Below are 13,015 nucleotides of genomic sequence, written 5' to 3'. Positions count from 1 at the left end.
ATGGCCGTCAAGAAACGGGGTCTCGGACGTGGGTTGGATGCACTGCTCAGTGGTCCTTCCGTCAGCGCGCTCGAAGAGCAGGCTGTGAAGATCGACCAGAAAGAACTGCAACACCTGCCGGTCGAGCTGGTCCAGCGCGGCAAGTATCAGCCTCGCCGGGACATGGACCCGGAGGCGCTGGAAGAGCTTGCGCACTCGATTCGCAACCATGGTGTGATGCAACCGATCGTGGTACGCCCGATTGGTGACAACCGATACGAGATCATCGCCGGTGAGCGCCGTTGGCGCGCTACCCAGCAGGCCGGCCTGGACACGATCCCGGCCATGGTCCGCGAAGTGCCCGACGAAGCCGCCATCGCCATGGCATTGATCGAGAACATCCAGCGCGAAGACCTCAACCCACTGGAAGAGGCCATGGCCCTGCAGCGCCTGCAACAGGAATTCGAACTCACCCAGCAGCAGGTGGCTGACGCTGTGGGCAAGTCGCGGGTGACTGTGGCCAACCTGCTGCGCCTCATCACCTTGCCCGATGCGATCAAGACCATGCTCGCCCACGGTGATCTGGAGATGGGGCACGCCCGTGCATTGCTGGGCCTGGACGAAAATCGTCAGGAGGAGGGGGCGCGTCATGTTGTCGCACGTGGCCTCACCGTGCGCCAAACCGAGGCACTGGTCCGTCAGTGGCTCAGCGACAAGCCTGATCCGGTCGAACCGAGCAAACCTGATCCGGATATCGCACGCCTTGAACAGCGGCTCGCAGAGCGCCTGGGCTCGGCCGTGCAGATCCGTCATGGCAACAAGGGCAAAGGCCAGTTGGTTATTCGCTACAACTCGCTTGACGAGTTGCAAGGCGTGCTCGCTCACATCCGCTGAAACAATTCCTGTTGTAGCGTGAAGTCGGAAATCACTACCGAAGAGTTGAATAGGGGTTAATCCACCCCTATACTCTGCGCGCATTTTGTCGGCACAAATTATGCCAAGTCATAGCTGACTTGTTGGTCGACTTCCGAGGAGCAGTTGTGATGGAAATACGCACGCCAAACCGCCTGCCTTTCCATCGCTGGGCGGTTTTTCCGGTACTGCTGGCTCAATTTGTCGTACTGCTGCTGGCAACCTTGGTGTTGTGGCAGTGGAAAGGGTCGGTCAGTGGATATTCAGGCCTTTGCGGAGGTTTGATTGCCTGGCTGCCCAATGTGTATTTCGCCTGGAAGGCTTTTCGCTTCAGCGGGGCTCGGGCGGCACAAGCTATCGTCAAGTCGTTTTACGCTGGCGAGGCAGGCAAGATGATTTTGACGGCAGTGCTTTTTGCACTGACCTTTGCAGGAGTGAAGCCACTGGCGCCGCTAGCAGTATTCGGCGTCTTCGTGTTGACCCTTTTGGTCAGCTGGTTCGCGCCCCTGCTGATGAATAAAAGACTTTCGAGACCTTAGGGCGTTTGAGGCAACCATGGCAGCAGAAACCGCTTCGGGCTATATCCAGCACCACTTGCAGAACCTGACCTACGGTCAACTACCAGACGGCAGCTGGGGCTTCGCCCATTCGGCTGCAGAAGCCAAGGCAATGGGCTTCTGGGCGTTCCACCTGGACACCCTGGGTTGGTCCGTCGCGCTGGGTCTGATCTTCCTGTTGATCTTCCGCATGGCGGCCAAGAAGGCGACTTCCGGCCAACCTGGCGGTCTGCAGAACTTCGTTGAGGTGATGGTCGACTTCGTCAACGGCAGCGTGAAGGACTCCTTCCACGGCCGTAGCCCGGTAATCGCACCACTGGCGCTGACCATTTTCGTCTGGGTATTCCTGATGAACGCCGTCGACCTGATACCGGTCGACTGGATTCCTCAGCTGGCCATCCTGATTTCCGGTGACCCGCACATTCCGTTCCGCGCCGTGTCGACCACCGACCCGAACGCGACCCTGGCCATGGCCTTCTGCGTCTTCGCCCTGATCATCTTCTACAGCATCAAGGTCAAGGGACTGGGCGGCTTCATCGGTGAGCTGACCCTGCACCCGTTTGGCAGCAAGAATATCTTCGTGCAGATCCTGCTGATTCCAGTCAACTTCCTGCTGGAATTCGTCACCCTGATCGCCAAGCCGATCTCGCTGGCACTGCGTCTGTTCGGCAACATGTATGCTGGCGAGCTGGTGTTCATCCTGATCGCTGTAATGTTCGGCTCCGGCCTGCTGTGGCTCAGCGGCCTGGGTGTGGTGCTGCAATGGGCGTGGGCTGTGTTCCACATCCTGATCATCACCCTGCAAGCTTTCATCTTCATGATGCTGACCATCGTCTACCTGTCGATGGCTCACGAAGATAACCATTAAGACCGCCTGGCGTGTCTGATAGCCTTCCCTGCCTGTACGGGGGGAGGGCTTAAAAAGTCCGCAAGGGCATGCTGTACCAAACGATTTGTTTTACCGCTTCAAACTAAAAACCTAACCAATACGACGTAAAAGTCGGGAGGAAAGATGGAAACTGTAGTTGGTCTGACCGCTATCGCTGTTGCTCTGCTGATCGGCCTGGGTGCTCTGGGTACCGCCATTGGTTTCGGCCTGCTGGGTGGCAAATTCCTGGAAGGCGCTGCTCGTCAGCCAGAAATGGTTCCGATGCTGCAGGTCAAAATGTTCATCGTTGCCGGTCTGCTCGACGCCGTAACCATGATCGGTGTTGGTATCGCTCTGTTCTTCACCTTCGCGAATCCGTTCGTTGGTCAGATCGCCGGCTAATCACTCGTCACCACGAGTTGATGGCTGTATGAATTAAGACCGAGCGAGGTGTTGGCGTGAACATTAATGCAACCCTGATTGGCCAATCCGTTGCTTTCCTGATTTTTGTACTCTTCTGCATGAAGTATGTATGGCCTCCGGTCATCACTGCTCTGCAAGAGCGCCAAAAGAAGATTGCCGACGGCTTGGACGCTGCCAACCGCGCAGCTCGCGACCTGGAGCTGGCCCAAGAGAAAGCGGGTCAGCAACTGCGTGAAGCTAAAGCACAAGCAGCCGAAATCATCGAGCAAAGCAAGAAACGCGCTGCTCAGCTTGTCGACGAAGCCCGTGAACAGGCTCGCGTCGAAGCTGACCGTGTGAAGGCTCAGGCTCTGGCCGAGATCGAACAGGAACTGAACAGCGCTAAAGACGCCCTGCGTGCCCAAGTGGGTGCTCTGGCCGTTGGTGGTGCTGAAAAGATCCTTGGCGCCACAATCGATCAAAACGCGCATGCGGAGCTGGTTAACAAACTGGCCGCTGAAATTTAAGCGAGGGCGATCATGGCAGAACTGACCACGTTGGCCCGACCTTACGCTAAGGCTGCCTTTGAGCATGCCCAGGCCCATCAGCAACTGGCCAATTGGTCAGCCATGCTCGGCCTGGCTGCTGCGGTGTCGCAAGACGACACCATGCAGCGCCTGCTCAAGGCCCCGCGACTGACGAGCGCAGAAAAGGCCGCCACGTTCATTGACGTGTGCGGTGACAAGTTCAATGCACAGGCACAGAATTTCATTCATGTTGCCGCGGAAAACGACCGTCTCCTGCTTCTGCCGGAGATTGCCGCTCTGTTCGACCTGTACAAGGCCGAGCAAGAGAAATCCGTGGACGTGGAAGTCACCAGTGCCTTCGCGTTGAACCAAGAACAGCAAGACAAACTCGCCAAGGTTCTCAGTGCACGGTTAGGCCAGGAAGTGCGCCTGCACGCGTCGGAGGATGCCAGCCTGATTGGCGGCGTCGTCATCCGCGCCGGTGACCTGGTAATCGATGGCTCTGTTCGCGGCAAAATCGCGAAACTGGCCGAAGCATTGAAATCTTGAGTTTGAAGGGGCAGCAGAGCAATGCAGCAACTCAATCCTTCCGAAATTAGTGAAATCATCAAGGGCCGCATCGATAACCTCGATGTGAGCTCCCAAGCCCGTAACGAAGGTACCGTCGTTTCGGTATCCGACGGTATCGTGCGGATCCACGGTCTGGCCGACGTCATGTACGGCGAAATGATCGAGTTCCCTGGCAGCGTCTACGGCATGGCCTTGAACCTGGAGCAAGACTCCGTAGGTGCAGTGATCCTGGGTGCCTATGACACCCTCGCCGAAGGCATGAGCGCCAAGTGCACCGGCCGCATCCTGGAAGTTCCGGTTGGTAAGGAACTGCTGGGTCGCGTCGTTGACGCACTGGGTAACCCGATCGACGGCAAAGGTCCTCTGGGCAACACCCAGACCGACGCAGTCGAGAAAGTGGCTCCAGGCGTGATCTGGCGTAAGTCGGTAGACCAGCCTGTACAGACTGGTTACAAATCCGTCGACGCCATGATCCCTGTCGGCCGTGGCCAGCGTGAGCTGATCATTGGCGACCGTCAGATCGGCAAGACCGCCATGGCCATCGACGCCATCATCAACCAGAAAGACTCCGGTATTTTCTGTGTTTATGTTGCAGTCGGCCAGAAGCGTTCCACCGTTGCCAATATCGTTCGCAAGCTGGAAGAAACCGGCGCCCTGGCCAACACCATCGTGGTTGTTGCCAGTGCTTCGGAATCCGCCGCACTGCAATTCCTGGCGCCATACGCCGGTTGCACCATGGGCGAGTTCTTCCGCGACCGCGGTGAAGACGCACTGATCGTTTACGATGACCTGTCCAAGCAGGCCGTTGCCTACCGTCAGATCTCCCTGCTGCTGCGCCGTCCACCAGGACGCGAAGCATACCCAGGCGACGTGTTCTATCTCCACTCCCGTCTGCTGGAGCGTGCATCGCGCGTTTCGGAAGAGTACGTCGAGAAGTTCACCAACGGTGCTGTTACTGGCAAAACCGGTTCCCTGACCGCTCTGCCGATCATCGAAACCCAGGCTGGCGACGTTTCTGCGTTCGTTCCGACCAACGTGATTTCCATCACCGACGGTCAGATCTTCCTGGAATCGGCCATGTTCAACTCGGGCATCCGCCCTGCAGTGAACGCCGGTGTTTCGGTATCCCGCGTAGGTGGTGCCGCTCAGACCAAGATCATCAAGAAGCTGTCCGGTGGTATTCGTACCGCTCTGGCTCAGTACCGTGAACTGGCTGCATTCGCCCAGTTCGCGTCCGATCTGGACGAAGCGACCCGCAAGCAGCTGGAGCATGGTCAGCGCGTTACCGAGCTGATGAAGCAGAAGCAGTACGCGCCGATGTCCATCGCGGACATGGCTCTGTCGCTGTACGCCGCTGAGCGTGGCTTCCTGATCGACGTAGAAGTCTCCAAGATCGGCAGCTTCGAGCAAGCTCTGATCGCCTTCTTCAACCGTGATCACGCTGAACTGATGGCGAAGATCAACGTGAAGGGTGACTTCAACGACGAAATCGACGCAGGCCTGAAAGCCGGTATCGAGAAGTTCAAGGCCACCCAGACCTGGTAAGCCGCAGCGGGGGCTCAGGCCCCCGCTTGCTAACCTGATAGGTGATACATGGCAGGCGCAAAAGAGATTCGCAGTAAGATTGCGAGCATCAAAAGCACGCAAAAAATTACCAGCGCCATGGAGAAAGTGGCGGTCAGCAAGATGCGCAAGGCACAAATGCGCATGGCTGCTAGCCGTCCTTACGCGGAACGTATCCGCCAGGTGATCGGTCATCTGGCCAACGCCAACCCGGAATACCGCCACCCGTTCATGATCGAGCGCCCTGTAAAGCGCGCTGGTTATATCGTGGTGAGCAGTGACCGTGGTCTGTGCGGTGGCTTGAACACCAACCTGTTCAAGGCCCTGGTCAAGGACATGAGCGCAAACCGCGAACAGGGCGTGGAAATCGACCTGTGCGTGATCGGCAGCAAGGGTGCGACTTTCTTCCGCATCTTTGGCGGCAACGTCGTAGCAGCGATCAGCCACTTGGGCGAAGAGCCATCGATCAACGATCTGATCGGCTCCGTCAAAGTGATGCTGGACGCCTACCTGGACGGCCGTATCGATCGCCTCTCGGTGGTTTCGAACAAGTTCATCAATACCATGACCCAGAAGCCGACGGTCGAGCAATTGGTACCGTTGGTGGCAACCCCGGATCAGGATCTCAAGCATCACTGGGACTACCTGTACGAACCCGACGCAAAAGAGCTGCTGGACGGCTTGATGGTGCGCTACGTGGAGTCGCAGGTTTACCAGGCGGTGGTCGAGAACAACGCTGCTGAACAAGCGGCCCGGATGATCGCCATGAAGAACGCCACAGACAACGCCGGTGATTTGATCAAAGAGCTTCAGTTGATCTACAACAAGGCGCGTCAGGCTGCGATCACCCAGGAGATCTCGGAAATCGTCGGCGGCGCTGCCGCGGTTTAACGGTTCACATATTCAGAGGATCCAGCTATGAGTAGCGGACGTATCGTTCAAATCATCGGCGCCGTCATCGACGTGGAATTCCCACGTGACGTCGTGCCGAGTGTATACAACGCGCTTAAAGTACAAGGCGCGGAAACCACCCTGGAAGTTCAGCAGCAGCTGGGCGACGGCGTGGTTCGTACCATTGCGATGGGCTCGACCGAAGGCCTGAAGCGCGGTCTGGATGTCGTCGACACCGGCGCTGCCATTTCCGTTCCAGTTGGTAAGGCCACCCTGGGCCGTATCATGGACGTACTGGGCAACCCGATCGACGAAGCCGGCCCGATCGGCGAAGAAGAGCGTCGCGGTATCCACCAGCCAGCGCCTTCGTTCGCTGACCAGGCAGGCGGCAACGACCTGCTGGAAACCGGCATCAAGGTTATCGACCTGGTTTGCCCGTTCGCCAAGGGTGGTAAGGTTGGTCTGTTCGGTGGTGCCGGTGTCGGCAAGACCGTAAACATGATGGAACTGATCCGTAACATCGCCATGGAACACAGCGGTTACTCCGTGTTCGCTGGTGTGGGTGAGCGTACTCGTGAGGGTAACGACTTCTACCACGAGATGAAGGACTCCAACGTTCTCGACAAGGTAGCGCTGGTCTACGGTCAGATGAACGAGCCACCAGGAAACCGTCTGCGTGTAGCGCTGACCGGCCTGACCATGGCCGAGAAGTTCCGTGACGAAGGTAACGACGTTCTGCTGTTCGTCGACAACATCTATCGTTACACCCTGGCCGGTACCGAAGTATCCGCACTGCTGGGCCGTATGCCTTCTGCAGTAGGTTACCAGCCGACCCTGGCTGAAGAGATGGGCGTTCTGCAAGAGCGCATCACCTCCACCAAGGAAGGTTCGATCACCTCCGTACAGGCCGTATATGTACCTGCGGACGACTTGACCGACCCGTCGCCAGCGACCACCTTCGCCCACTTGGACGCCACCGTCGTTCTGTCCCGTGACATCGCCTCCCTGGGTATCTACCCAGCGGTCGACCCACTGGACTCGACTTCGCGCCAGCTGGACCCGAACGTGATCGGCAACGAGCACTACGAGACCGCTCGTGGCGTTCAGTATGTTCTGCAGCGCTACAAAGAGCTGAAGGACATCATTGCGATCCTGGGTATGGACGAACTGTCCGAAGCCGACAAGCAACTGGTAGCCCGCGCTCGTAAGATCCAGCGCTTCCTGTCGCAGCCGTTCTTCGTGGCAGAAGTCTTCACCGGTTCGCCAGGCAAGTACGTTTCCCTGAAAGACACCATCGCTGGCTTCAGCGGCATCCTCAAAGGTGACTACGACCACCTGCCAGAACAAGCGTTCTACATGGTCGGCAGCATCGACGAAGCGATCGAGAAAGCCAAGAAACTGTAATTCCTGCGCCCCGCAAGGGGCGCTATCAGGTTGAGGCAAGCAGATGGCTATGACAGTCCATTGCGATATCGTCAGCGCGGAAGGAGAGATCTTCTCCGGCCTGGTCGAGATGGTGGTTGCGCACGGTAACCTGGGTGATCTTGGTATCGCTCCAGGCCATGCGCCGCTGATCACCAATCTCAAGCCTGGTCCGATCACGCTGACCAAGCAGGGTGGCGCACACGAGGTGTTCTACATCTCTGGTGGTTTCCTCGAGGTTCAGCCGAACATGGTCAAGGTGCTTGCCGATACCGTGCAACGTGCTGCAGACCTGGATGAAGCTCAGGCTCAGGAGGCCCTCAAGGCTGCCGAGAACGCCCTGAATCTGAAAGGCGCGGACTTCGACTACGGCGCCGCCGCCGCACGTCTGGCCGAGGCCGCAGCCCAGCTGCGTACCGTCCAGCAAATGCGCAAAGGCAAGTAATCGGCCCCGGCTGATAACTTCTGTTGCGATTGAGTAAAAGGGTAGCCTCGGCTACCCTTTTTCTTTTTCTGTTTTCTCCCCCGGTCTTTCACTGACCGCCCAGGATTGGTAGCCAGTAATGTCACTCGATATCGTTATTCTCGCCGCCGGCCAAGGCACCCGCATGCGCTCGGCGCTGCCCAAAGTGTTGCACCCGGTAGCAGGCAATTCCATGCTCGGCCATGTTATCCACAGCGCGCGTCAACTTCAGCCGCAAGGTATTCACGTGGTCATTGGCCATGGTGCCGAGCTGGTTCGCGAGCGGCTGGCTGCTGACGACCTGAATTTCGTCATGCAGGATAAACAGCTGGGTACCGGTCATGCTGTTGCCCAGGCACTGCCAGCGCTGACCGCTGACACCGTGCTGGTGTTGTACGGCGACGTGCCGTTGATCGAAGTGGAGACCCTGCAGCGTCTGTTGGCCAAAGCCAACGATCAGCAGCTGGGACTGCTGACAGTCACCCTCGATGATCCGACCGGCTATGGCCGGATCGTGCGTGACGAGCAGGGCCAGGTAACTGCCATCGTTGAGCACAAGGACGCCAACGACGCGCAAAAAGCGATCAAGGAAGGCAACACCGGCATTCTGGCCTTGCCGGCCGCGCGCCTCGCCGACTGGATGGGCCGCCTGTCGAACAACAACGCCCAGGGCGAGTATTACCTGACCGACGTAATTGCCATGGCAGTTGCCGATGGCTTGGTGGTGGCAACTGAACAGCCACACGATGCTATGGAAGTGCAGGGCGCCAACGACCGCCGCCAGCTCTCCGAGCTGGAGCGTCACTACCAGTTGCGGGAAGGCCGCCGTCTGATGGCTCAGGGGGTTACCCTGCGTGATCCGGCACGCTTCGATGTTCGTGGTGAAGTAAGCGTTGGTCGTGACGTGCTGATCGACATCAACGTGATTCTCGAAGGCAAGGTGGTCATCGAAGACGATGTGCAGATCGGCCCTAACTGCGTGATCAAGAACACGACCCTGCGCAAAGGCGCGGTGGTCAAGGCCAACAGCCACCTCGAAGGCGCCGTGATGGGCGAAGGCAGCGATGCTGGCCCGTTCGCCCGCCTGCGCCCGGGCAGCGTACTGGACGCCAAGGCCCATGTGGGTAACTTCGTTGAACTGAAAAACGCCCACCTGGGTGAAGGGGCCAAGGCTGGTCACCTGACCTACCTGGGGGATGCCGAAATCGGTGCGCGCACCAATATCGGCGCCGGCACCATCACCTGCAACTACGATGGCGCCAACAAGTTCAAGACCGTGATGGGTGAAGACGTGTTCATCGGTTCGAACAACTCGCTGGTGGCGCCTGTGGAAATCAAGGCCGGCGCGACCACCGCAGCCGGCTCGACCATCACCCAGGCTGTAGAAGCGGGTGACCTGGCTGTTGCCCGTGCGCGCCAGCGCAACATTTCGGGCTGGAAGCGCCCGGAGAAGATCAAGAAGAGCTGAGTTATTCACAGCCGTTTCGATCGAAAGCCGACTTATGTGAATAAGTCGGCTTTTTTATTGGCGCGGCTGCGCCTATAGGACCGCCTCAAAGCAGAAGCAAACAATCCACAGGTCAGCGACAGCTTGACGAATCGCGCGTCTTAGGTTTTGATTGCAACCATTAACTTTCGAATCGAAACTTAAACGCACATGTCGAAACGAAACACACCACAACGGCGACACAATATTCTGGCTTTGCTCAGCGAGCAGGGTGAGGTAAGTGTGGACGCGTTGGCCAAGCGTTTCGCCACCTCGGAAGTGACCATTCGCAAAGACCTCGCCGCCTTGGAAACCAACGGCTTGTTGTTACGCCGCTACGGTGGTGCTGTGCCGGTACCGCAAGAGTTGCTCGGTGAACCGGCACAACCCGTCTCTTCCTATAAAAAGGCCATTGCGCGTGCCGCCGTGGGGCGTATCCGCGAACATGCGCGCATTATCATCGACAGCGGCAGCACCACGGCGGCAATGATCCCCGAACTGGGGCGCCAGCCAGGCCTGGTGGTGATGACCAATTCGCTCAATGTGGCCCGTGCAATCTGCGACCTCGAACACGAGCCGGTGCTGCTGATGACCGGTGGCACCTGGGACCCGCATTCCGAATCGTTCCAGGGCCAGGTCGCGGAGCAGGTACTGCGCTCCTACGATTTCGACCAATTATTCATCGGCGCCGACGGCATCGACCTGGGCCGGGGTACCACTACCTTCAACGAGTTGCTTGGGCTGAGCCGGGTCATGGCGGAAGTTGCCCGTGAAGTGATCGTGATGGTCGAGTCGGACAAGGTGGGGCGCAAGATCCCTAACCTCGAGCTGCCCTGGGGCAGTGTGCACACCCTTATTACAGATGAACGCCTGCCAGCAGCAGCGCGCGAACAAATTCAAGCCCGCGGCATCAACCTGATCTGCGCCGCGATCAGCCAGGAGCAATAAAACATGTGTGGAATCGTTGGTGCTGTCGCCGAGCGTAATATCACAGCCATCCTGATCGAAGGCCTTAAGCGTCTTGAATACCGCGGTTACGACAGCGCCGGTTTGGCTGTACTCACCCAGAACGGTGAACTGCAGCGCCGCCGCCGCATCGGCAAGGTCAGCGAGCTGGAGGTTGCTGTTGCTGATGACCCATTGGCAGGCCAGCTGGGTATTGCCCACACCCGCTGGGCTACTCACGGCGCGCCGACTGAAGGCAACGCCCACCCGCACTTCTCGGGCAATGATGTGGCCGTGGTGCACAACGGCATCATCGAGAACCATGAGGAGCTGCGCGAAGAGCTGAAGGGCCTGGGCTATGTCTTCACTTCGCAGACCGATACCGAAGTCATCGTCCACCTGATCCACCACACCCTGAAGAGCATTCCAGACCTGACCGACGCCCTTAAGGCGGCGGTGAAGCGCCTGCACGGCGCTTACGGCCTGGCGCTGATCAGTGCCAAGCAGCCGGACCGCCTGGTGGCAGCACGCAGTGGTAGCCCGCTGGTTATCGGCCTGGGCCTTGGCGAGAACTTCCTGGCGTCCGACCAGCTGGCGCTGCGTCAGGTTACTGACCGCTTCATGTACCTGGAAGAAGGCGACATCGCTGAAATCCGCCGTGATCAGGTCTCTATCTGGGACCAGCAGGGCAACAAGGTCCAGCGCGAAACCGTGCAGTACCACGAAGGTGCCGAGGCTGCCGACAAGGGCGCTTACCGTCACTTCATGCTCAAGGAAATTCACGAGCAGCCAAGCGTTGTTCAGCGCACGCTTGAAGGCCGCCTGGGCAAGGACAACGTGCTGGTCCAGGCCTTTGGCCCGCAAGCTGCCGACCTGTTTGCCAAGGTGCGCAACGTGCAGATCGTTGCCTGTGGCACCAGCTACCACGCCGGTATGGTTGCGCGCTACTGGCTGGAAAGCCTGGCCGGCATCCCTTGCCAGGTAGAAGTGGCCAGCGAGTTCCGTTACCGCAAGGTGGTGGTGCAGCCGGACACTCTGTTCGTCTCCATCTCGCAGTCCGGCGAAACCGCCGATACCTTGGCCGCACTGCGCAACGCCAAGGAGTTGGGTTTCCTTGGCAGCCTGGCGATCTGCAACGTGGGTATCAGCTCGCTGGTACGCGAGTCGGACTTGACCCTGCTGACCTTGGCCGGCCCTGAAATCGGCGTGGCTTCGACCAAAGCGTTCACCACTCAGCTGGTTTCGCTGATGCTGCTGACCCTGGCCCTTGGTCAGGTGCGCGGTACGCTGGAAGCCGGTGTCGAAGCTGAGCTGGTTGAAGAGCTGCGTCGACTACCTACCCGCCTGGGCGAAGCCCTGGCCATGGATGCCACCGTCGAGAAAATTGCCGAGCTGTTCGCCGACAAGCACCATACCCTGTTCCTCGGCCGCGGCGCGCAGTACCCGGTGGCGATGGAAGGTGCTCTCAAGCTTAAAGAAATCTCCTACATCCACGCCGAAGCATACCCAGCAGGCGAGCTGAAGCACGGCCCGCTGGCTCTGGTGGACAACGACATGCCGGTGGTTACCGTTGCACCGAACAACGAACTGCTGGAGAAGCTGAAGTCCAACCTGCAGGAAGTGCGTGCCCGTGGTGGCGAGCTGGTCGTGTTCGCCGACGAGCACGCTGGCATGACCAATGGCGAAGGCACCCACGTGATCAAGGTGCCGCACATTGCCGATGCCCTGGCGCCAATCCTGTACACCATTCCGCTGCAGTTGCTGTCTTATTACGTGGCCGTGCTAAAGGGGACCGACGTTGACCAGCCGCGTAATCTGGCCAAGTCGGTGACTGTCGAGTAACGGGTAGTCAGGTGTTGATCACCTGGTTTTGTTGAATTAAAACTGTCGCCGGTGGAGGGGAGGCTCTCGCTTCCCTTCATCGGGCGGCTTCACCAGCCTCCCCGCGTCACCCCTCCCGATTCAGCCTGATGAAACTCTTCCGTCATATGTGAGAAGGAACCTGCTGCTCTATTGGGCCGAGTCCAAGGCAGATATCTTCGAAGACCTGCGTACCCGCCATGTAATAAAGACATCCGAAGTCAGGAGGCTCGCTGCAGCTATCGGCTGGCCTGAGTGCTATGGTTTCAATCGACATGTTCAAAATCACTCACTGAATGCGGCGTTTCACATCATGAAAAGTAACTGGGATGAAGCTTGCCCAGGCACTCGGCTTGCGCAGTTCGGCTAGTTGGTCATCATCTTGCTGACGATGCTCTTGGGGTTTGCTGTGGAGCTTGATCCAGGCTAGAGGCTGTGCACGGACATGCCCAGACGCTGGGCAATATCGGCGCCAGGCTTGCCTTTCTGGTCCCTTGCTTGACCGCTTCGATCTTGATTCTTCAGGGTAACGCTGACGACTCATGGCACCTCCTGTTTGGGCTCATTATG

At 58.5% G+C, this 13,015-nt stretch carries 13 protein-coding genes and 1 pseudogene; 13 read left to right on the top strand and 1 reads right to left on the bottom strand.

Annotation, left to right across the window (positions count from 1 at the left end; all coding sequences use genetic code 11):
• From ACF8FB_RS04615 to glmS, 13 genes are all read left to right on the top strand, one after another.
• Positions 1-873, top strand: coding sequence for a ParB/RepB/Spo0J family partition protein (locus ACF8FB_RS04615; protein ID WP_003253185.1), 873 nt, complete (start codon positions 1-3; stop codon positions 871-873).
• A gap of 149 nt (positions 874-1,022) precedes the next feature.
• Entirely contained in the window at positions 1,023-1,430 is a 408-nt protein-coding gene (locus tag ACF8FB_RS04610) for a F0F1 ATP synthase subunit I (protein WP_010955890.1), read from the top strand.
• Positions 1,431-1,446: 16 nt separating this feature from the next.
• A complete protein-coding gene (gene atpB / locus ACF8FB_RS04605) occupies positions 1,447-2,316 on the top strand; it encodes a F0F1 ATP synthase subunit A (RefSeq protein WP_010955889.1) in 870 nt (289 codons plus the stop codon).
• Positions 2,317-2,460: 144 nt separating this feature from the next.
• Positions 2,461-2,718 (top strand): F0F1 ATP synthase subunit C, encoded by a 258-nt coding sequence (gene atpE / locus ACF8FB_RS04600; protein WP_003097235.1) that lies wholly within the window; start codon positions 2,461-2,463, stop codon positions 2,716-2,718.
• A 56-nt stretch (positions 2,719-2,774) separates the two neighbouring features.
• Positions 2,775-3,245 carry a F0F1 ATP synthase subunit B gene (locus tag ACF8FB_RS04595; RefSeq protein WP_010955888.1) on the top strand — a complete coding sequence of 157 codons (471 nt, stop codon included), beginning with the start codon at positions 2,775-2,777 and terminating at the stop codon, positions 3,243-3,245.
• A gap of 12 nt (positions 3,246-3,257) precedes the next feature.
• Positions 3,258-3,794: a F0F1 ATP synthase subunit delta gene (locus ACF8FB_RS04590; protein WP_003253191.1), complete on the top strand. Its 537-nt coding sequence runs from the start codon at positions 3,258-3,260 to the stop codon at positions 3,792-3,794.
• A gap of 21 nt (positions 3,795-3,815) precedes the next feature.
• Positions 3,816-5,360, top strand: coding sequence for a F0F1 ATP synthase subunit alpha (gene atpA / locus ACF8FB_RS04585; RefSeq protein WP_010955887.1), 1,545 nt, complete (start codon positions 3,816-3,818; stop codon positions 5,358-5,360).
• Between the two features lie 48 nt (positions 5,361-5,408).
• Positions 5,409-6,269, top strand: coding sequence for a F0F1 ATP synthase subunit gamma (gene atpG / locus ACF8FB_RS04580; protein ID WP_003253195.1), 861 nt, complete (start codon positions 5,409-5,411; stop codon positions 6,267-6,269).
• Between the two features lie 27 nt (positions 6,270-6,296).
• Complete coding sequence (atpD, locus tag ACF8FB_RS04575) at positions 6,297-7,673, top strand: F0F1 ATP synthase subunit beta (RefSeq protein WP_003253197.1); 1,377 nt, start codon at positions 6,297-6,299, stop codon at positions 7,671-7,673.
• A gap of 43 nt (positions 7,674-7,716) precedes the next feature.
• Complete coding sequence (locus tag ACF8FB_RS04570) at positions 7,717-8,136, top strand: F0F1 ATP synthase subunit epsilon (protein WP_010955886.1); 420 nt, start codon at positions 7,717-7,719, stop codon at positions 8,134-8,136.
• Between the two features lie 118 nt (positions 8,137-8,254).
• Complete coding sequence (gene glmU, locus ACF8FB_RS04565; RefSeq protein WP_047603748.1) at positions 8,255-9,622, top strand: bifunctional UDP-N-acetylglucosamine diphosphorylase/glucosamine-1-phosphate N-acetyltransferase GlmU; 1,368 nt, start codon at positions 8,255-8,257, stop codon at positions 9,620-9,622.
• 189 nt (positions 9,623-9,811) lie between these two features.
• A complete protein-coding gene (locus ACF8FB_RS04560) occupies positions 9,812-10,588 on the top strand; it encodes a DeoR/GlpR family DNA-binding transcription regulator (RefSeq protein ID WP_003253204.1) in 777 nt (258 codons plus the stop codon).
• A 3-nt stretch (positions 10,589-10,591) separates the two neighbouring features.
• Positions 10,592-12,427, top strand: coding sequence for a glutamine--fructose-6-phosphate transaminase (isomerizing) (gene glmS / locus ACF8FB_RS04555; RefSeq protein WP_010955884.1), 1,836 nt, complete (start codon positions 10,592-10,594; stop codon positions 12,425-12,427).
• Between the two features lie 370 nt (positions 12,428-12,797).
• Here the strand turns inward: glmS and ACF8FB_RS04550 are convergent.
• Positions 12,798-12,989, bottom strand: a pseudogene (locus ACF8FB_RS04550) (transposase); the annotation flags it as partial.
• Positions 12,990-13,015 lie beyond the last annotated feature (26 nt).

Origin of the sequence: Pseudomonas sp. yb_2 (assembly GCF_043103905.1) — a bacterium.
Lineage (GTDB): Bacteria > Pseudomonadota > Gammaproteobacteria > Pseudomonadales > Pseudomonadaceae > Aquipseudomonas > Aquipseudomonas alloputida.
The sequence above is the reverse complement of the archived record's forward strand: the minus strand, read 5'-3'. Positions and strand labels throughout refer to the sequence as shown.